The 18,966-nt window shown below is 70.7% G+C and carries 19 protein-coding genes; 10 read left to right on the top strand and 9 right to left on the bottom strand.

Features of this window, described 5'->3' with window-relative positions:
* Nucleotides 1-24: 24 nt before the first annotated feature.
* Both NAG42_RS19375 and NAG42_RS19370 read right to left on the bottom strand, forming a co-directional pair.
* Complete coding sequence (locus NAG42_RS19375) at nt 25-771, bottom strand: LytR/AlgR family response regulator transcription factor (RefSeq protein ID WP_250031771.1); 747 nt, start codon at nt 769-771, stop codon at nt 25-27.
* Nucleotides 768-1,952, bottom strand: coding sequence for a sensor histidine kinase (locus NAG42_RS19370; protein WP_250031770.1), 1,185 nt, complete (start codon nt 1,950-1,952; stop codon nt 768-770). Before NAG42_RS19370 ends, NAG42_RS19375 begins: the two co-directional genes overlap by 4 nt.
* A 147-nt stretch (nt 1,953-2,099) precedes the next feature.
* Between NAG42_RS19370 and NAG42_RS19365 the strand changes: the two genes are divergently transcribed.
* On the top strand, nt 2,100-3,005 hold the full coding sequence (locus NAG42_RS19365) for a poly(ethylene terephthalate) hydrolase family protein (RefSeq protein WP_250031769.1): 906 nt from the start codon (nt 2,100-2,102) through the stop codon (nt 3,003-3,005).
* Nucleotides 3,006-3,054: 49 nt separating this feature from the next.
* Here the strand turns inward: NAG42_RS19365 and NAG42_RS19360 are convergent, their stop codons facing one another.
* Together NAG42_RS19360 and NAG42_RS19355 are read right to left on the bottom strand one after the other, a co-directional pair.
* Nucleotides 3,055-4,644 carry a sugar transferase gene (locus NAG42_RS19360; RefSeq protein ID WP_250031768.1) on the bottom strand — a complete coding sequence of 530 codons (1,590 nt, stop codon included), beginning with the start codon at nt 4,642-4,644 and terminating at the stop codon, nt 3,055-3,057.
* Between the two features lie 149 nt (nt 4,645-4,793).
* A complete protein-coding gene (locus NAG42_RS19355) occupies nt 4,794-5,654 on the bottom strand; it encodes an Fpg/Nei family DNA glycosylase (RefSeq protein WP_250031767.1) in 861 nt (286 codons plus the stop codon).
* A gap of 25 nt (nt 5,655-5,679) precedes the next feature.
* Between NAG42_RS19355 and NAG42_RS19350 the strand changes: the two genes are divergently transcribed.
* From NAG42_RS19350 to NAG42_RS19335, 4 genes are all read left to right on the top strand, one after another.
* Nucleotides 5,680-6,855, top strand: a complete 1,176-nt coding sequence (locus NAG42_RS19350) for a glycosyltransferase family 4 protein (RefSeq protein ID WP_250031766.1) — start codon at nt 5,680-5,682, stop codon at nt 6,853-6,855.
* Between the two features lie 29 nt (nt 6,856-6,884).
* On the top strand, nt 6,885-8,402 hold the full coding sequence (locus tag NAG42_RS19345) for an arylsulfotransferase family protein (RefSeq protein ID WP_250031765.1): 1,518 nt from the start codon (nt 6,885-6,887) through the stop codon (nt 8,400-8,402).
* Nucleotides 8,403-8,477: 75 nt separating this feature from the next.
* Nucleotides 8,478-9,311 (top strand): alpha/beta fold hydrolase, encoded by an 834-nt coding sequence (locus NAG42_RS19340; protein ID WP_250031764.1) that lies wholly within the window; start codon nt 8,478-8,480, stop codon nt 9,309-9,311.
* Nucleotides 9,304-9,864, top strand: coding sequence for a TetR/AcrR family transcriptional regulator (locus NAG42_RS19335; RefSeq protein ID WP_250031763.1), 561 nt, complete (start codon nt 9,304-9,306; stop codon nt 9,862-9,864). Before NAG42_RS19340 ends, NAG42_RS19335 begins: the two co-directional genes overlap by 8 nt.
* Nucleotides 9,865-9,876: 12 nt before the next feature.
* On the opposite strand, the gene NAG42_RS19330 is transcribed toward NAG42_RS19335, so the two are convergent.
* Genes NAG42_RS19330 through NAG42_RS19320 form a run of 3 tightly spaced genes read right to left on the bottom strand, consistent with a single transcriptional unit; the run spans nt 9,877 to nt 12,363 of the window.
* Nucleotides 9,877-10,608 carry a CDP-alcohol phosphatidyltransferase family protein gene (locus NAG42_RS19330; protein WP_250031762.1) on the bottom strand — a complete coding sequence of 244 codons (732 nt, stop codon included), beginning with the start codon at nt 10,606-10,608 and terminating at the stop codon, nt 9,877-9,879.
* Complete coding sequence (locus NAG42_RS19325) at nt 10,583-11,644, bottom strand: iron-containing alcohol dehydrogenase family protein (protein ID WP_250031761.1); 1,062 nt, start codon at nt 11,642-11,644, stop codon at nt 10,583-10,585. Before NAG42_RS19325 ends, NAG42_RS19330 begins: the two co-directional genes overlap by 26 nt.
* On the bottom strand, nt 11,632-12,363 hold the full coding sequence (locus NAG42_RS19320) for a phosphocholine cytidylyltransferase family protein (RefSeq protein ID WP_250031760.1): 732 nt from the start codon (nt 12,361-12,363) through the stop codon (nt 11,632-11,634). Before NAG42_RS19320 ends, NAG42_RS19325 begins: the two co-directional genes overlap by 13 nt.
* Nucleotides 12,364-12,477: 114 nt before the next feature.
* Between NAG42_RS19320 and NAG42_RS19315 the strand changes: the two genes are divergently transcribed.
* The 3 genes from NAG42_RS19315 (at nt 12,478) to eccB (ending at nt 16,225) form a co-directional block, all read left to right on the top strand.
* Nucleotides 12,478-13,572, top strand: a complete 1,095-nt coding sequence (locus NAG42_RS19315; RefSeq protein WP_250031759.1) for an aminotransferase-like domain-containing protein — start codon at nt 12,478-12,480, stop codon at nt 13,570-13,572.
* Between the two features lie 108 nt (nt 13,573-13,680).
* Nucleotides 13,681-14,787 (top strand): magnesium and cobalt transport protein CorA, encoded by a 1,107-nt coding sequence (locus tag NAG42_RS19310; RefSeq protein WP_438872414.1) that lies wholly within the window; start codon nt 13,681-13,683, stop codon nt 14,785-14,787.
* 46 nt (nt 14,788-14,833) lie between these two features.
* Nucleotides 14,834-16,225, top strand: a complete 1,392-nt coding sequence (eccB, locus tag NAG42_RS19305; RefSeq protein WP_250031757.1) for a type VII secretion protein EccB — start codon at nt 14,834-14,836, stop codon at nt 16,223-16,225.
* A 46-nt stretch (nt 16,226-16,271) separates the two neighbouring features.
* Here the strand turns inward: eccB and NAG42_RS19300 are convergent, their stop codons facing one another.
* Complete coding sequence (locus tag NAG42_RS19300; protein ID WP_250031756.1) at nt 16,272-16,916, bottom strand: hypothetical protein; 645 nt, start codon at nt 16,914-16,916, stop codon at nt 16,272-16,274.
* A 162-nt stretch (nt 16,917-17,078) separates the two neighbouring features.
* Here NAG42_RS19300 and NAG42_RS19295 point away from each other — a divergent pair, with 162 nt between their 5' ends.
* Complete coding sequence (locus NAG42_RS19295) at nt 17,079-17,609, top strand: peptidylprolyl isomerase (protein WP_250031755.1); 531 nt, start codon at nt 17,079-17,081, stop codon at nt 17,607-17,609.
* A 14-nt stretch (nt 17,610-17,623) separates the two neighbouring features.
* Nucleotides 17,624-18,535 carry a rhomboid family intramembrane serine protease gene (locus NAG42_RS19290; RefSeq protein ID WP_250031754.1) on the top strand — a complete coding sequence of 304 codons (912 nt, stop codon included), beginning with the start codon at nt 17,624-17,626 and terminating at the stop codon, nt 18,533-18,535.
* Here NAG42_RS19290 and NAG42_RS19285 read toward each other — a convergent pair.
* Nucleotides 18,524-18,934, bottom strand: coding sequence for a PH domain-containing protein (locus NAG42_RS19285; RefSeq protein ID WP_250031753.1), 411 nt, complete (start codon nt 18,932-18,934; stop codon nt 18,524-18,526). The genes NAG42_RS19290 and NAG42_RS19285 overlap by 12 nt on opposite strands.
* Nucleotides 18,935-18,966: the final 32 nt, after the last annotated feature.

Here is an 18,966-nt window from a genome sequence, read left to right as displayed (position 1 = left end):
TGTGTGGACGGGTGGGGCTGGGGGTCACCGGGTCCAGTCGTGTTTGGCTGCTCTGATCAGGCGATCCTTCAGTTCACGGGTGTGGCGGCGGCTGACCGGGAGCTCGATGCCGTCGACCGAGACCACGTAGCCGGAATTGGTCAGGCGGAGCTCGGCGATCAGGCGGATCTGCACCAGGTAGGAGCGGTGAATGCGGACGAAGCCGGCGTCGGCCCAGCGTTCGGCCAGGGTGGCCAGCGAGACCCGGACGAGATGGGAAGCGTCAGCGGTGTGCAGGCGGGCGTAGTCGCCCTGGGCCTCCACCCAGCGCACCGAGGAGCGCGGCAGCATGCGGGTGGTGCCGGCCAGCTCGACCGGGATGGCGGGCTCGTCGGCCGGCTGGGCCGGGACTGCCGCCGGGACCGGACGGGTGCCGGCCACCCGGCGCAGCGACTCACCCAGGCGCTCGGCGCGCACCGGCTTGCGGACGTAGTCGGTGACGCCCAGGTCGAAGGCGTCCACGGCCCCGTCGTCGTACGCGGTCACGAAGACGATCGCCGGCGGCCGGGCGAACCGCCGCAGGATGCGGGCCAGCTCCATGCCGTCGAGGCCGGGCATCCGGATGTCCAGGAAGACCGCGTCGACCTCGGTGTCGCGCAGCACCCGCAACGCCTCGGTCGCGTCGCCGGCCCGGTGCACGTGGGCGACCCGGCCGTCCGCGTTGAGCAGGTAGGCCAGCTCGTCGAGGGCGGGCGGCTCGTCGTCCACAGCCAGCACGACCAGGCTCGTCATGCCCGGACCCCCGGGTGGAATTTCGGCACTCGCATGCTCACCTTCGTCCCGGCGCCGGGCGCTGTCTCGACGACCAGGCCGAAGTGGTCGCCGAAGACCGAGCGCAGCCGCTCGTCCACATTCGCCAGGCCCACGTGTTGCCCGTCGTCGGTCTCGGACATCCCGGCCGCGAACAGTGCCGGGTCCATGCCGACCCCGTCGTCCTCGACCGAGATGTGGCACTCGGCGCCCGCGTCCCGGGCCTCGATGCTCACCATACCGACGCCGGGTTTCCGGGAGAGTCCGTGCCGGACGGCGTTCTCGACCAGCGGCTGCAGGCACAGGAAGGGCAGGCCGACCGGCAGCACCTCGGGGGCGATCTGCAGGCGTACCTGAAGGCGGTCGCCGAACCGGGCGCGCTCGATGGTCAGATAGCGGTCGATCGACCGCAGCTCCTCGGCGAGGGTCGTGAAGTCGCCGTGTGCGCGGAACGAGTACCGGGTGAACTCGGCGAACTCGAGGATCAGCTCGCGGGCCCGCTCGGGGTCGGTGCGCACGAACGAGGCGATCGCGGTCAGCGCGTTGTAGATGAAGTGCGGACTGATCTGGGCCCGCAACGCGCGCACCTCGGCCCGGGCCAGCCGCTCGCGGGAGGAGTCGAGCTCGGCCAGCGCCACCTGCGATCCGGCCCAGCGGGCGGTCTCCAGCGTCGCCTGCACCAGGCCCGGGGCGGGCTGATCGTCGGCGATCGCCACCAGGGCCGCCGTGGCCCGGCCGGAGAGGGGCGCGACGACGGCGCCGCGGACGACGCAGTCGACCCGGTCGCAGGGCAGGTCCTTGGCGGTGAGCACGATCGAGCGGTGCGTGTCGATGGCCCGGGCGGCCGCCGCGGTGAACTGCTCGCTGTGGTGGCCGCCGCGGCCGTCGAAGGCCAGGCACCGCTCGGCGTCGGCGATGGTGAGGCCGGCCGCCCCGACCAGCGTGCGAAGGTGCCGGGCGGCCTTGGCGGCGGTGCTGGGGCTCAGGCCGGCCCGGAGCGGGTCGGCGGCGAGGGCGGCGGTGTGCAGAACGTCGTACGTGGCTCGTTGCATGGCCGTGGCGATGCCGCGGCGGGCACGGAGGCGCACCACGGCCACGACCGCGGCGGCCAGCGCGGCCAGGACCGCGACGACCGCCAGCACGCTGCCCACCTGTCCCGCCACGCAGCAGATAGTGGTCGCTGCGAGGGCCGCCGTCCAGCCGTCATACCGTATTGGCAGGGTGCCAATTGGGATTACCGGCCGGTAACGAGTGGATCAAAGATTGACTTAAGTCGATACAAGGCTCACCCATACCCCAGGGAGCGCCCCATGTCCGTCTCCAGAATCCGCACCGGCCTGGCCGCGATCGCCGCGACCGTCACCCTCGTCGCGGCCGCCCCCGCCGCGCCGGCTCTCGCGGCCGATCCCGTCCTCGCCGCCGGCCGGGCCCTCGCCGCCAACCCGTACGAGCGCGGCCCCGCCCCCACCACCAGCAGCATCGAGGCGTCCCGCGGCTCGTTCGCGTTCGCCCAGACGACCGTCGCCCGGTCCGCGGTCCGCGGCTTCGGCGGCGGCACGATCTACTACCCGACCAGCACGACGGCGGGCACGTTCGGCGCGATCGCGATCTCGCCCGGCTTCACCGCCTCCCAGTCCAGCGTCTCGTGGCTGGGCCCCCGCCTCGCCTCGCAGGGCTTCGTGATCATCACGATCGACACGCTGAGCACCCTCGACCAGCCCGCCTCGCGCGGCTCCCAGCTGCTGGCCGCGCTCGACTACCTGACCCGGACGAGCAGCGTGCGCACCCGCATCGACGCCACCCGGCTGGGCGTCATGGGTCACTCGATGGGCGGCGGCGGCAGCCTGTCGGCCTCGGTCAGCCGGCCGTCACTGCAGGCGGCCATCCCGCTGACGCCCTGGCACGGCACCAAGAGCTGGTCGTCGGACCGGGTGCCGACCCTGATCATCGGCGCCGAGAGCGACACCGTGGCGCCGGTGTCGTCGCACTCCGAGCCGTTCTACACCAGCCTGCCCGGCACCCTCGACAAGGCGTACCTCGAGCTCAACAACGCCTCGCACTCGGCCCCGACCTCGACCAACGTGACCGTGGCGAAATACAGCATCAGCTGGCTCAAGCGCTTCATCGACAACGACACCCGCTACGAGCAGTTCCTGTGCCCGGCGCCCTCGGGCTCGGCGATCCAGGAATACCGCGACACCTGCCCGCACTCCTGAGCTTCTCCCGTACTGAGCACGCGGCGTCCGGTCTGCCGGGCGCCGCGGGTCAGTAGGCGCCCTTGCGCCTCAGGACGACCCAGATCGTGCGCCACAGGATGCTCAGGTCGTAGGTCAGCGACCAGTTGTCGACGTAGTAGAGGTCGAGCCGCACGGCCTCGTCCCACGACAGGTCGGACCGGCCCGAGACCTGCCACAGACCCGTGATGCCCGGCCGGACCAGCAGCCGCCGGCGCACGTCGCCCAGGTAGTCGCCGTCGTCGGCGGGCAGCGGCCGCGGGCCGACCAGCGACATCTCGCCCTTGAGCACGTTGATCAGCTGAGGCAGCTCGTCGAGCGAGGTGGCCCGCAGCTTGGCGCCGAACGAGAAGATCCGCGGGTCGTTCTTCATCTTGAAGAGCATGCCGTCGGACTCGTTGAGCTCCTCCAGCGTGCGCTTGCGCTCCTCGGCATCCACATACATCGTCCGGAATTTCCACACCCGGAACGTGCGGCCCTCGTGGCCGACGCGCGGCTGGCGGAAGAACACCGGGCCGGGGTCGGAGAGGCGGATGCCCAGCGCGATGGCCAGCAGGATCGGGCTGATCAGCAGCAGGCCGAGGCCGGCGGCGACCCGGTCGATCAGGTTTTTCACCAGCCAGCCGGGGCCGGAGAGGGTGGGCTCCTCGACGTGCAGCAGCGGGAGGCCCTCGATCGGACGGATGTGGACCCGGGGGCCGGCGATGTCGGTGAGCTGGGGAGCGACGACCAGGTCGACCCCGGTGCCCTCGAGCTGCCAGGCCAGGCGGCGCAGCTCGCCCGGCTCGGCGCTGGCCGAGCCGCAGACCGCGATCGTGTCGGCGCCGACCTCGCGCACCAGCGCGAGCACGTCGCGGGCCGCGTAGACCGGCACCGGCGTCTCGATGCCGCGAGCCGCCGCGTATCCGTCGGTGATGTGGATGGCCACCGGGATCAGGCCGGCGGCCGGGCTGCGGGTGACCGCGGTGTAGACCTCGAGCGCCTCGGGCAGCGTGCCGACCAGGATCATGCGGTGCGCGCCGTGACCGGTCTTGCGGCGGGTGAAATGCAGCACCTGGCGGGCCAGCACGCGACCGCAGAGCAGGAACGCCAGGGCGCTCAGCGAGACCAGGGCGACCGTGCCGCGGGAGAGGCCGGTCTTGGTGGCGAACGCGAGCAGCGACACACAGGCGACCACGGTGACCGAGGTGCGCACGATGCGTTTGAACTCTTCGCTGCCCAGGCCCAGGTAGCGGCGGTCGTAGGCGCCGCCCGCCCACAGCAGCACCAGCCAGCCGACCGGGAGCACGAAGTAGGCGAAGAAGACGAAGAGCGCCTCGTTGTGGAGGAAGCCGAGGCTCTTGCCGGCGAACCCGGACCGCGATTTCTCGAGAACGGTGGCGGCCAGGTGGCTCGCGGCGACGGCCGAGATCAGGTCGAGGACGAGCAGAGCCAGGGTGTACGGCCGGTGCCAGCGCGAGATGCGCTTGTGCTGCCTGTTCCACGCGGATCGGGGGACGCCGTTACTCGGTGGCGGCTCTTGCTGCCACTCGAAGCTGTCGTAGGGCACGGGTCTGCTCCGGCTGCTGTCGGTAGCCGGGCGATGCAGGCTAGCTGTCACCTCGCCTACGTCCTCCCGCATCCGGAAAAGATTACGCACCGCCACGAGGCCGGGTGTGGACCGCGTCGCGAAAACCTTGGGACCGGGCCACTATACCGATGGATCGGGAGGAAAGAAGCGGACGTACTAGCCGCTTTCCCGACTGTGTACTTACCGTGATCGGAACGCCGCTATCGGATCAACTTGGACAGGCGTCGATCGGCCAGCGGCTTGCCCCCGGTCTGACAGGTCGCGCAATATTGCAGGCTCTTGTCGGCGAACGACACCTCACGCACAGTGTCGCCGCAGACCGGGCAGGGCAGGCCGGTCCGAGCGTGTACCCGCATGCCGGCCCGCTTCTCACCCTTGAGCTCGGCCGCTCGCTGACCCACCGACCGGGCGACGGCGTCGGTCTCGACCTCCCGCATCGCGGCGTAGAGGGTGTCGATCTGCTCGTCGGTCAGCTTGCCGGTGAGCGCGAACGGGGAGAGCTTGGCCACGTGCAGGATCTCGTCGGAGTAGGCGTTGCCGATGCCGGCCAGCACCTCCTGGTCGACCAGGACGCCCTTGACCTGCCCGTTGCGGCCCTTGAGCCGCTCGGCGAACTCGTCGCGGGACACGGCCAGCGCGTCCGGCCCGAGCCGGGAGACGCCGGGCACGGTGGCCGGGTCCCGGACCAGGTAGGCGGCCAGCGATTTCTGGGTGCCGGCCTCGGTCAGGTCGAACCCCGAGCCGTCGTCGAGGCGCACCCGGATGGCGATCGGCCCGCTGCCCGGCTTGAGCGGGGCCGGCGACTTGAACGCGTCGCGGTAGTGCAGCCAGCCGGCGCGGGCCAGGTGGACCACCAGGTGGAGGTCGGCGCCGAGGCCGACGTCGAGGAACTTGCCGTGCCGGCCGGCCGAGGTGACGACCTGGCCGTTGACGGCGGTGGGCGGCGGGTCGAAGGTCTTGAGCGCGCTGAACGAGGACACCTCGAAGCGCTCGACGGTGTGGCCGACCGCACGCTCGCGCAGGTAGGCCGCGAGCGCCTCGACCTCGGGAAGTTCGGGCACGGTGTCAACGGTAGCGTTCAACGGCGTGAAGGTCGTCGTTGCGCACAACCGGTACCGGGAAGCGATCCCCTCCGGCGAGAACGTCATCGTGGATACCGAGATCATCCAGCTGCGCGCGGCCGGGGTCGAGGTGCTGCCGTTCCAGCGCAGCTCCGACTCGATCGGCGAGTTGCCCCTGGCCGAGAAGGCGCTGCTGCCGCTCTCCCCGATCTATGGCCGGGCGGCCCAGCGGGACCTGTCCCAGCTGCTCGAGGCCGAGCGCCCGGATGTGCTGCACCTGCACAACCCGTACCCGTTGCTCTCGCCCTGGGTCGTGCGGACCGCCCACAAGCACAACGTCCCGGTGGTGCAGACCGTGCACAACTACCGGCAGGTCTGCTCGTCGGGTCTCTATTTCCGCGACGGCCACAACTGCCAGGACTGCCGCGGCAAGCTGATCGGGTGGCCGGCCGTGCAGCACAAGTGCTACCGCGGCTCGGCCGCCCAGAGCGCCCTGATGGCGACCACGCTGGCCGTGCACCGGCCCACCTGGCGCTCGGTCGACCGGTTCATCGCGCTCACCGACCGGATAGCCGCCCACCTGCGCGATTACGGCATCCCGGACGAGCGGATCGTGGTCAAGCCCAACGGCCTGCCCGACCCGGGCGAGCCTCTTCCGCTGGGTGACGGCTTCCTGTACGGCGCCCGGCTCTCCCCCGAGAAGGGCCTGGGCCTGCTGCTCGACGCCTGGCGGCGGCACCCGGACGGGTCTCTCGGCCCGCTCCGGATCGCCGGCGACGGCGAGTTGCGCCCGCTGGCCGAGGCGGCCGCGGCGGAGCGTTCCGACGTGCACTACCTCGGCGTCCTCGATCGCGAGGGGATGCGCGAGGTCCGGGACGCGTCGTCCGTGGTGATCGCCGTGCCGACCTGGAACGACGTCCTGCCCACGGTGATCCTGGAGGCCATGGCCTCGGGCCGGCCGGTGCTCGGCACGGCCGTGGGCGGCATCCCCTACCTGGTCGGTGACGACGCGGGCTGGGTTGTCGAGCCCGATCCGGCGGCGCTGGCCGCGGCCCTGCCGGTGGCCCGGGCCGAGGCCGCCGTTCGCGCGCCGGCCGCCCGGGCGCGATATCTGGAGCATTTCCATCCGGACGTGCTCACCCCCCGGCTGATCGAGATCTACGCCGGGCTCACAGCCAACTCTGATCACTTACCTAGATAGATTTCTCCGTACCGGGGAAGGCTCGGAAAGTGAGTCTCTCCCGCAGAAATGTTCTGTTCGGTGTCGGCGGTGCCGTGCTGACCGGTGTCGCCGGTGGCGGTGCCGGCTATGCGATCGGCCGCCGCGACGAGCCGGCCGGGCCCACGGATCCGGTCGCCGCGCCGGCCGCTGATCCGAAATACCGCTCCCGGCCCGACCTGCGCACGCTGCCCGACGTCACGATCACGACGCCGGCCAACGGCACGGTGGCCGGCTCGATCTTTCTGACCCCGGCTTCCGGTACGGGCCTGTGGGGTCCCCTGGTCGTCGATGAGCAGGGGTCACCGGTGTGGTTCAAGAAGGTGCCCGACCCGGCCACCGTGGCCATCGACCTGAAGGCCCAGACCTACCGTGGCCAGCCGGTCCTCACCTGGTGGGAGGGGACCATCGGCGGCACCGGCGGGCAGGGTGTCGGCCAGGGCGAGTTCGTGATCGCCGACCGGTCGTACCGGGAGATCGCCCGGGTCCGCGCGGCCGGCACCGAGCAGGCCGACCAGCACGACCTGGTGATCACGCCGCGGAACACCGCGCTCTTCTGGGTCTACGACCCGATCCCGTACGACCTGAGCCCGGTCGGCGGTCCGAAGGACGGGGTGCTGCACGAGGGCGTCATCCAGGAGATCGACATCGCGACCGGGCGGCGGGTGTTCGAGTGGCGCTCGAGCGACCACGTGGGCCTGGACGAGTCGTACGCGCCGCTCCCGGTGGGGGATTCGGCCCACCTTCCGTACGACTACTTCCACGCCAACTCGATCGGGCTGTCGGCCGACGGTCACCTCATCGCGTCCGCGCGCCACACCTGGACGGTCTACAAGATCGATCGGAGGAGCGGCGACGTCCGCTGGCGGATCGGTGGCAAGAAGTCCGACTTCCGGGTCGACGAGCGGACGTCCTTCTCCTGGCAGCACGATTTCCGGCAACGGCGCGACGGCTCGTACGGCCTCTTCGACAACGGCGCCGGGGTGACCAAGGAGCGTGACTACTCGCGGGGCGTCGTGTTCAAGGTGGACGAGGCGGCGCGGACGACCACCTTTGTCGCGGAGTATCTGCATCCCGAGCGGCTGTCGGCGCCGACCCAGGGCAGCTTCCGGGAGCTGGCCGACGGCGGCTCGTTCGTCGGCTGGGGACAGATGCCGCACTTCACCGAGCACAACGCCGACGGCTCGGTGCGGCTGGCCGGGCATCTGCCGCTCGACAACCAGTCCTACCGCGCCTACAAGGCCGAGTGGACGGGCACACCGCCCGATCAGCCCGCCCTCGGCCTGCGCGTCGACGGCGGCAACGTGATCGTGTCGGCCAGCTGGAACGGCGCGACGAGAGTCGCGCGGTGGCGGGCCCGCTGGGGCACCCAGCCGGGGGCGCTGGCCGGCGGCGCGGTCGAGGAGGCCCGGTCCGGCTTCGAGACGACGCTGACCATCTCCGGCACTCCGGAGTACGTCGTGGCCGAGGCTCTGGACGCGAGCGGAAAGGTCCTCGGCGCCTCGTCGGCGATTCCGGTACGGGTGTGACGCAGCCCTGTTGACATGGCTGGCTAACTCCATTAGCTTTTAGCTAACGGAATTAGCCAAAGCCTGGAGGCAGTCATGACCGAGTTCCTCACCGTCGACGGTGGCACCATCGCCTACGAGGTGACCGGCAGCGGCCCGCTGGTCGTCCTGGCCCACGGCATGGGTGACACCCGCGAGTCCTACCGGTTCGTCGTGCCGCAGCTGGTCGCGGCCGGCTATCGCGTCGCCAGCGTCGACCTCCGTGGCTGCGGTGAGTCGAGCGCGGTGTGGCCGTCCTACACCCGCACCGACATCGCCGGCGACCTGCTCGCGGTGGTGCGCCACCTCGGCGGCCCGGCCGTGCTGGTCGGGCAGTCGATCTCGGGCGGCGCGGTCACCATCGCCGCCGCGCAGGCTCCCGACCTGGTCGAGGGCATCATCGAGATCGCGCCGTTCACCCGGAAACTGGCCATCTCGATGGGCGACCTCAAGGCCAGCAGTTACCGGGCCGGCATGGTGCGGCTGCTGATGATGGCCATGCTGGGCAGCGTGAAGTGGTGGCACAAATACCTCGACGGCGCGTTCCCCGGGCGCAAGCCGGCCGACTGGGACGACCAGCTGCGGCGCAACGCCGAGAGCCTGGCCGAGCCGGGCCGGATGAAGGCGCTGCAGAAGATGGGGCAGACACCCGCCACCGACGCCGGCGCCCAGCTGGCCAACGTCCGCTGCCCGGTGCTCATCATCGAGGGCTCGCTCGACCCCGACTGGGGCAACCCGCGCGCCGAGGGTGAGGCGATCGTGGCCGCGCTGCCGGCCGGGCTGGGCACGCTCGAGGTGATCGAGGGCGCCGGGCACTACCCGCACACCCAGTTCCCGGGCGAGACCGTCGCCGCGCTGCTGCCGTTCCTGAAGGCGCACGCCCGTGCCTAGGGCGGGGCTCGACCCGGCGGCGGTCACCGCGGCGGCCGCCGGGCTGGCCGACGAGATCGGGCTGGCCAACGTGACCATGGGGCTGGTCGCCGAGCGGCTCGGGGTCCGCACGCCGTCGCTCTACAAGCACGTCACCGGGCAGGCCGACCTCAACCGCCGGATCGCCGCGCTGGCCCTGGCCGAGGTGGGTGACGCCCTGCGCGACGCGCTGCAGGGACGGGCCGGGCGGGACGCGCTGGCCGCGGCGGCCCGCACGCTGCGGTCGTACGTCGTCGAGCACCCCGGGCGATACTCGGCCACCCTGCCGCTCAACCCGCAGGGTCCGGACGACCCGATCGCCATCGGGGGAGCGCGGGTGCTCGACTCGCTCGCGGCCGTGCTGGCCGGCTACGACATCGACCCGGCCGACACCGTGCACGCCCTGAGACTGCTGCGCAGCCTGTTCCACGGCTTCGCCACGATCGAGGCGGCAGGCGGCTTCGAGATGGACACCGACGTCGACAAGAGTTTCGAGTGGCTGATCGACTTCATCGACCGCGGCCTCAAGACCTGAGCCGGGCCGCTCTCAGTCGCGCAGGGCCTCGCGGGCCGAGAACATCACGCTGGCCGCGAGGAAGGCCGCGTTGACCAGGGTGAAGAGCCCGATGAACCAGATCGTCCACTCCGGCATGACCGTGAGCACCACGCCGGCCAGCGCGATCACCGCGCCGTAGTCGCGGACCAGCTTGACCAGTCGCACCGGCAGCGAGCGGCTGGTCACCATGCTGGCCCCCTTGTCGCCCGTCTGCATCACCGAGGTCACCAGGTTGACCATCCAGGTGCCGGCGAACGCGGCCAGCAGCCAGGCCGGGGTGTCCGGCACCTGCGCCTCGGCCGTCGCGGCCAGGGCGGCCACCAGCGAGATCTGGACGGCCACGTCACACAGCACGTCGAGGCGGGCGCCGGCCGCGCTGGTCTGCCCGGTGACCCGGGCCAGCTGACCGTCGGCGCAGTCGAACGCGTACGCCAGCTGCCAGCCGACCAGCGCGAGCAGACCGATCGGCCAGGCCCAGACGCGGCCGTCGGCGATCGGCTCGGCGGCCCCGATGACCACGATCGAGACCAGACCGCCGATGCCCAGGTTGAACACGGTCAGGACGGTCGGTGCGAGCCGGTGCTTGTGGGCGCTGACCGCGATGCGCGCGCCGATCCGCTGGCTGATCGCCTCGCTGAACAGGCCACCACCACGGTTGACCGCGTAATAGTCGGCCGCGCTGGGCGCGGTGCGGGGGTCAGCGGCCGGCGACGGCGTCGACATAGTGCGCCAGCTTTCCGTTGATCTCGTCAGGGGTCATCGCGAGGTGCTCGAGGATCGTGAAGCGGTCGGGCCGGGTCCGCGGCGCGAAATCGACGGCCTCGACGAACTGCTCGGCGCTGAGCCCGACATCCGACGGCAGGCGGGGCAGCTGGTGCCGGGCCAGGCAGTCGGCCATCTGGGCGAAGCGGCGCTCGTCGCCCCGCAGGAACGTGCAGAACAGCGCGCCCAGCCCGGCCAGCTCACCGTGCGAGGCGGTGCCGGGATAGAGCGAGTCGATCGCGTGCATGATCTCGTGGCAGCCGCCACTGGCCGGGCGACTGCTGCCGCACACCGCCATGGCCAGGCCACTGGAGATCAGCGCCTCGGCCAGGACCGTGACGAAGGCGTCGTCGTGCAGGTCACCGGGCATGGTGAGGACCGCCTCGGCGCCCATCCGGGCCAGCGAGGCGGCCAGGCCGTCGACCGGCTCGTTGCGCATCTGGCGAGCGAGCTCCCAGTCGGCCAGCGCGCTGATGTTGCTGATGGCGTCGCCGATGCCCCCGCGGTTGACCCGGTCGGGGCCGGTCTCGACAAAATCGAGGTCGACGATCACCCCGAACGGGATGTGCACCCCGTACGAGCCCTTGACCCCCTGGTTGATCAGGCTGGCCACCGGGGAGGCGAAACCGTCGTTGGCCAGGCTGGTGGCGACCGAGATCATCGGCAGGCCCCAGCGGCTGGCCGCGTACTTCGCCGCGTCGACCGTCGTGCCGCCACCGATGCCGACCACCGCGTCGTACGGCCGGGATCGCAGCTTGTCGGCCAGCTCCAGCGCCGCGTCGAGGGTGCCGCCGGTCGTGGTGAAGACGTCGGCCGTGGACAGTGAGGGCCGGATCAGCTCGGCGATCCGCTCGCCCAGCCCGGGCCCGACCACCACCGCCACGTCGCCACCGGCCGAGATCCGCCCATCGGCCAGGATCCGGCCCAGGTCGGCCACCGCGCCCCGGCGGACGTGGATGTGCAGCGGCGCCTGGACGCTGCGGGCTAGTAGCGGCATGCGATGTCCCGCGCCTTGGCCAGGTCGTCGTGGTTGTCGACCTCGACCCAGTCGACTTCGCCGATGGTCGCCGCCCGCACCTGGCCACCCCGGTTGGCGTACTCTCCGAAGCCGTCCTCGTAGTACAGGTCGGGGTTGCGCTCCCAGGTCGTCTTGAGCGCGTCGGCCAGGCCGGCGGCGGCCGAGGCCTCGATGATGTTGGCGCCGATGTACTCGCCGAAGGCGTCGGCCGGATCCATCAGCTTCGTGATCCGGGTGAGCTGGCCGTCGTCGCCGAAGACCGTCTTCATCTCCTCCTCGGCCAGCTTCTTCACGTTGTCGATGGCCAGCAGGATGCTCGGGCCGCGCTGGGCGAGAAGGGTCTCCTCGACGCTGACCGGGTGCACCGTGTCGCCATTGACCATCAACGCTCCCTGCGCGAAGTGGTCACGGGCCAGCCAGAGCGAATACGCGTTGTTCCACTCCTCGGCCTTGTCGTTGTGCACCAGGGAGATCTTGACGCCGTACTTGCTCTCGAACCCGGCCTGGCGCTCCTCGACCGCGCCGGCCCGGTAGCCCACCACGATGGTCACGTCGGTCAGCCCGGCCGCGGCCAGGTTGCGCAGGGAGATGTCCATGATCGTGGTCTCCCCGTCGACCGGGACGAGAGCCTTGGGCAGGGTGTCCGTGTACGGACGAAGCCTGCGTCCGGCTCCGGCGGCGAGTATCAGACCGATCATCGGGGTCTCTCCATCTAATAGGTGAACTCCGCGAGAATAACGGGTGGTGTCCCACAGCCCGGACCGGACGAGGCAGACGAAAATCGAATGGAGGCGGCTCGTAAGCTGGTGGCCATGACCGCTGAGCAGCTGATCTCTTTCGCCCGGGGCGCTCCGTCGCTGGACATCATCGACGTCGAGGGCCTCAAGGCCGCCGCCACGCGCGCCTTCGACGCCGATCCGGCTGGTGTGACCGCCTACGGTACTTCCGTCGGTTACGTCCCGCTGCGCAAGTGGATCGCCGGGAAGCACGGCGTGTCGGCCGACCAGGTCATTGTGACGAACGGCTCGCTGCAGGCCGACGCGTTCCTCTTCAACCACCTCGTGCACCCCGGTGACGACGTGGTGGTCGAGAAGCCGACGTACGACCGCACGCTGCTCAGCCTGCAGAACCTCGGGGCCAAGGTGCACCAGGTCACGCTGCGGCCCGACGGCATCGACGTCGATGAGCTGCGCGCGCTGCTCGAGTCGGGCGTCCGTCCCAAGCTCGCCCACATCATCCCGAACTATCAGAACCCGGCCGGCATCACGCTGTCCGTCGAGAAGCGCCGGGTGCTGCTCGAGCTCGCCGCTCAGTACGAGTTCACGATCTTCGAGGACGACCCGTACGTGGACATCCGGTTCCGCGGCGACGCCCTGCCCTCGATGCTGTCGATGGACTCGGACAACCTGGTCGTCCACGCCTCCAGCTTCACCAAGACGGTCTGCCCGGGCGTGCGGGTCGGTTACCTGGTCGGTCCGGCCGCGCTGATCGACGCGATCGCCAAGAAGGCCACGAACCTCTACATCTCGCCCGGTATGGTCTCCGAGGCGATCGTGCACCAGTTCTGCGTCTCCGGTGACATCGACCGCTCGGTCGCGACCGTGAGTGCCGCGCTCGGCGAGCGTGCCCGGGTGCTGGGTGAGTCGCTGCGCAAGCACATTCCGGGTGCCACCTTCACCGAGCCCGACGGCGGCTACTTCCTCTGGGTCGACCTGCCCGCCGACGTCGACGTCGACAAGCTCTTCCCGGCCGCGATGAAAAAGGGCGTGGCTGTCGTCAAGGGCAGCGACTTCCTGCTCGAGGGCGGTCACAGCTCGGTCCGGCTCGCCTACTCGGCGGTCACCGTCGAGCAGATCGACGAGGGCGTGCGCCGCCTCGCCGAGGCGATCGAAGAGGTACGCGGCTGACGCCACAGCAGTGAGACGGCGCCGGACGGGTAGACGACCGCCTGTCCGGCGCCGGCTTTTCGAGTGCAGTAGCCTCGGGCGGTTTGCTCGTCCGGCGAGGAGGTCATGGTGAGCGATCGGAACAGGCACCGGCCGTTGTCGCGAGCCCTCGCCGCGCCGGTCCGAGCGATGAACCGCATCCTCGGCACGACCGACGGCAGCCCGGATGCCGGCCCCCGGCGGGCCGGCAGCGGCGTCGTCGACTGCGCGGTCTACGCCGCCGGTCATCGGCTGCCCGGCGACTTCTCCCCCGACGAGGCGCTGAAGACCGCGTGCGCGCGCGACGACGCGTTCGTCTGGCTCGGCCTGCACGAGCCGGGCGAGGAGGAGATGACCGCCATCGCCCATACCTACGGCCTGCACGAGCTGGCCGTGGAGGACGCGGTGAAGGCCGAGCAGCGGCCCAAGCTCGAGCAGTTCGGCTCGGTGCACTTCCTGGCCATGCGCACCGCCCGCTACGTGCCGCACCGCGAGATCACCGAGAGCTCGCAGGTGGTCGAGACCGGCCAGATGATGATCTTTGTCGGTGAGCAGTTCGTGATCACCGTGCGCCACGGCGACGCGTCCGAGCTGGGGTCGGTGCGGGCCGACCTGGAGGCCCAGCGGGCCGATCTGATCGAGCAGGGCCCGTGGGCGGTGGCCTACGCGGTGACCGACCGGGTGGTCGACCACTACGTCGGGGTGGCCGACCAGGTGGAGTCCGATCTCGACCTGATCGAGGAGGGCGTCTTCTCGCGCGACCACGCCAGCCCGATCCCGGCGATCTATCAGATGAAGCGGGAGCTGGTGGAATTCCGGCGGGCAGTGGTGCCCCTGCAGCGCCCGCTGGCGATGATCGTGGCCATCGTGCCCAAGCGGATCGGCAAATACTTCCGCGACGTGCAGGACCACCTCACCCGGACGGTCGAGCAGGTCTCGTCCTTCGACGACCTGCTCAACTCGATCCTGCAGGCCCGGCTCGCGCAGGTCACGGTCGACCAGAACAACGACATGCGCAAGATCGCGGCGTGGGCGGCCATCGCCACGGTGTGGACGGCGGGCGCCGGCATCTACGGCATGAACTTCAGCTTCATGCCCGAGCTGACCTGGAAGTACGGCTACGCGTCGTGGTGGCTGATCATCTTGATCGTCTCGGTGCTGCTCTACCGGGTGTTCCGGCGCAGCGGCTGGCTGTGACGAGGGCGTCCCCCGGGCATCGACGGTGGCCCCTACAGTGACTTAGGTGCCGTCGCGTCAGGATCAGCTCCACTCGTACCAGTACTCGCTTCAGCGGGTGGTGGCCGCGCTGGTCACGCACGACCCCGATCCGCAGCGGTCGCCGCTGCGCCGGGCCGGGATGACCGCCCTGGTCAGCCTGCTGGTGGCCAGCCTGCTGGTGGCCGCCGCGGCGATCTACGGCCTGCTCACCGGCAACAGCAGCGCCAACCCGCGCGATCCGAATGTGGTCTTTCAGGAGAAGGGCACCGGCGCCCGGTTCGTCTATCTCGAGTCCGACGGCCGGCTGCACCCGGTGCTCAACTTCACCTCCGGCCTGCTGCTCGCCTCGGCCCCGACCCCGTCGCTCAAGAGCGTGTCGGCCGGCAAACTGGCCGCGGTGCCGCTCGGTGATCCGCTCGGCATCCCCGACGCCCCCGACTCGCTGCCGGCCAAGGGTGCGCTGCTCACCGACCGCTGGTCGGTCTGCACCGACAACCAGGGGGCGAACAGCACCGCACGCAGCACGTTGCTGGTGGGTGACCGGCTCACCGACGGCGCGGTCCTGGCCAAGGCCGGTCGGGCCCTGCTGATCCGCGACCCCAACGGCCGCAACGCCCTGGTGGTCGGCAACCGGCGCTTCGCCATCCCGATCTCACGCAACGACGCCACGCTGACCGCACTCGGTTACAGCAGCAGCCGGCCCTGGCCGGTCTCCCTGGCCTGGTTCAACGCGGTGCCGGCCGGGCCCGACCTGGTGCCCCCGTCGATCCCCGGCCTCGGCCGGGAGTCGGTGGCCGGCAACCTGCGGGTGGGGCAGTTGGTGACCGACGGTCAGCAGGTCGCGGTGATCCTGGCCGACGGCAAGGCGGCGCTGACCGACATGCAGGCCCGGCTGATGCGCACCGTCCAGGGCGTGGAGCGGCCGGCCGACATCGGGAACGATTTCATCGGCCTGCCGACGTCGCAGACCCGGATCAGCGACGCGGGCGACGCCCAGGGCCTGCCGCCGGTGGTGCCGCAACTGATCGACGGCGCTCCGACACGGGCCTGCATCACCCTCCCGGTCGACAAGGCGGGGGATGGCATCCGGATCGATCCGACGATTCCGGCCGGTGAGGCGGTCGCCGGCGTCGGCGGCCGGGCGACCGGCACCGTGCAGGCCGATCTGGTGCACGTGGCGCGCGGTCGTGGCGCGGTCACCGTCTCGGCCGCCTCGCCGCGCGCACCGGCCGGCACCGGCACGGTCAGCGTGGTCACCGACACCGGTCGGCAATACCCGCTGGCGAGCCGGGACCTGGTGACCAAGCTCGGCTACGGCAACGTCAAGCTGCAGCAGATCCCGTCCGAGCTGATCTCGCTCATGCCGGCCGGACCCCCGCTCGATCCGGCGAAGGCCCGCCAGACGGCACCCCAATAGGGCGGGTCGTCCAGGACGACGACCCACCCGATCGGGCGTTGGATGCTTACCGAGGGGTGTTCGGCGCGGTGTTGGGCACCGTGCCGTTCTGCGAACCGAGAGCCTGACGGTTCTCCGGCTCGACCGTCTCCGGCTCGAACGCCGCGTCGTCGGCACCGAGCGGCGCCGTCGTCGAGGTGATCGGGGCGGCCGGGTCGTACTCGTCCCACTGCGCGGCCTGGCGGCGCTTCGCCGCGTACGCCGCACCGATGCCGATCGCGGCACCGAGCAGCGCGAAGCCGAACAGCTTGGAACCACGGCCCCGCTGCTTCTTGCGGCCGACCGACTTGCTCGCCCGCTTCTGCAGCTTCTCAGCCGCCTTCCGGTTCTCCTTGGCGGCCTTCTCGCTGTCCTTGGCCGCCTTCTTGGCCGAGCGCTTGCTCACCTTGCCGGCCTGGCGCGCCGTCTCGCTCGCGGACGCGACGAGCGGAGTGATAGTCGCCACAGCGCTCTCCCAGCCGCTTGACGCCACGTCCTTCGCCTTCACCGCGGCCGGCTGCACCCGGTCGACCGCAGCGTTCAGCGTCGGCCCCACAGTCGCGCTGGTCTCCGCGGCCGCGAGGGATGCCGCGCGCTTGAAGTGGTCGACGCTCTGACCGAGCTCGTTCTTCATCCGCTGGCTACGGCTCTTACGGCGCAAAGTTGCGATCACCGGTGCCCACCTCCTGAGTCTGTGTCACGTCATGGTGCCTTCTATCGGTACCCCCGCGCTGCTGCTTCAGACACATGGGGGAGGATCCGAACTGCAATGAACTGTCCAATCGCCCCCACGAGTGGTACCCGCGGGGCGACCGCGACACAGACAGGAGTACCCGTGGCCGAGAAGCTTTACGCCACCCTGCACACCAACCACGGCCCGATCCGGCTCCAGCTCTTCCCGGATCACGCCCCGGCGACCGTGCGTAACTTCGTGGAGCTCGCTGAGGGCACGAAGGACTACACCGACCCGCGCACCGGGCAGAAGGGCAGTGGTCCCTACTACGACGGCACCATCTCGCACCGCGTCATCGCCGGCTTCATGATCCAGCTGGGCGACCCGACCGGCACCGGCCGCGGCGGCCCGGGCTTCCAGTTCGCCGACGAGTTCCACCCGGAGCTGGCCTTCGACCGGCCGTACCTGCTGGCCATGGCGAACGCCGGGCCGGGCACCAACGGCTCGCAGTTCTTCGTCACGGTGGCGCCGACCCCGCACCTCAACCGGCGGCACACGATCTTCGGCCAGGTCGCCGACGAGCAGTCGGCCAAGGTCGTCGACTCGATCGCCACCACGCCGACCGGCCCGGGCGACCGCCCGCGCGAGGACGTCGTCATCGAGCGCGTGGAAATCGAGCGCGTGAACGACTGAAGTACCTTTGACGTATGAGTGAGGCTCCGTCGACGGCTCCGGTCTGCTACCGCCATCCGTCCAAGGAGACCTACATCCGGTGCACACGGTGTGACCGGCCGATCTGCCCTGACTGCATGAATGAGGCCTCGGTCGGTCACCAGTGCCCGGAGTGCGTCGCCGAGGGACGCCGCACCCAGCGTCAGGCCCGCACCGCCTTCGGCGGCAGCACCGCCGGCCAGGCGGGTTACGTGACCAAGGCGTTGATCGCCATCAACGTGGCCTTCTTCGCCGTGTCGGCGGCCGTCGGCGGCGGCCGGGCGATCGCCGGTGCCGGCGGCTGGTTCGGCCTGATGGGCGAGGGCACCTCGGTCACCCGCTGGGGCTCGGTGCTGGGCTATGCGCCCTACGTGGCCGGGGGCGAGCCGCACGGCATCGCCGCCGGCGAGTGGTATCGCCTGGTGACGGCCATGTTCCTGCACTACGGCGCCCTGCACCTGCTGCTCAACATGTGGCTGCTCTGGCAGCTGGGCCGCTATCTCGAGGAGAAGCTGGGCCCGCTGCGCTTCGCCGGGCTCTATCTGCTGGCCGGCATCGGCGGCAACGTGGCGGCGTACATCTTCACCGCCCCCAACGCCCAGGCGGCCGGCGCCTCGACCTCGATCTTCGGCCTGGTGCTGGCGATGATCATCGTCAACCGGCGGCTGCGGCTCGACATCAGCCAGCTGATCCCGCTGCTGGTGATCAACCTGCTCTTCACGTTCAGCGTGCCCAACGTGTCGGTCGCCGGTCACATCGGCGGGCTGGTCTTCGGCGGCATCGTCGCCTTCGTCCTGGCCTACGCCCCGAGTCAGCGACGTAGCCTGATCCAGGGACTCGGCTGCGCGGCCGTCTTCGTGGTCCTGCTGATCGCCGCGGTGATCAGAACCCAGGCCTTACTGGGCTGACACCCGCAGGTCGGCCAGGGCGGCGGCCACGTCGTCGGGCAGGGCGCCCAGATCGTTCGCGCTGAACAAATAGATGGCGTCGCCCGCGTCGAGCTCGAGCGTCTCGCTGCGCAGGCCCCGGTGGGTGCGGCGATCGACCCGTACGCGCTCGATCTGCTCCCAGGCCAGCCGCCGGCGACCCGCGAAGCCGGTCACGACCGTGACGCCCTCGGCGTCCGCCGCCAGGCGGACCGGCCGCAGCAGGTCGCGCAGCGCCCAGCCGAGCAGCCCAGCCACGACCGCGGCGGCGAGCACCCAGCGCACCGGGTCCCGCCCGGCGAACGCGAACGCCAGCACGACGACGGCGACCACCCCGATGAGCTTGCTGACCGGCAGAACCGGCTTGATACGCCACTGCATACCCCTCACTATGGCAGCGCGAGTTACCGTCG

Source organism: Paractinoplanes maris (genome assembly GCF_023544465.1).
GTDB classification, from domain to species: domain Bacteria; phylum Actinomycetota; class Actinomycetes; order Mycobacteriales; family Micromonosporaceae; genus Actinoplanes; species Actinoplanes maris.
This window is presented reverse-complemented; position numbering and strand designations above follow the sequence as displayed.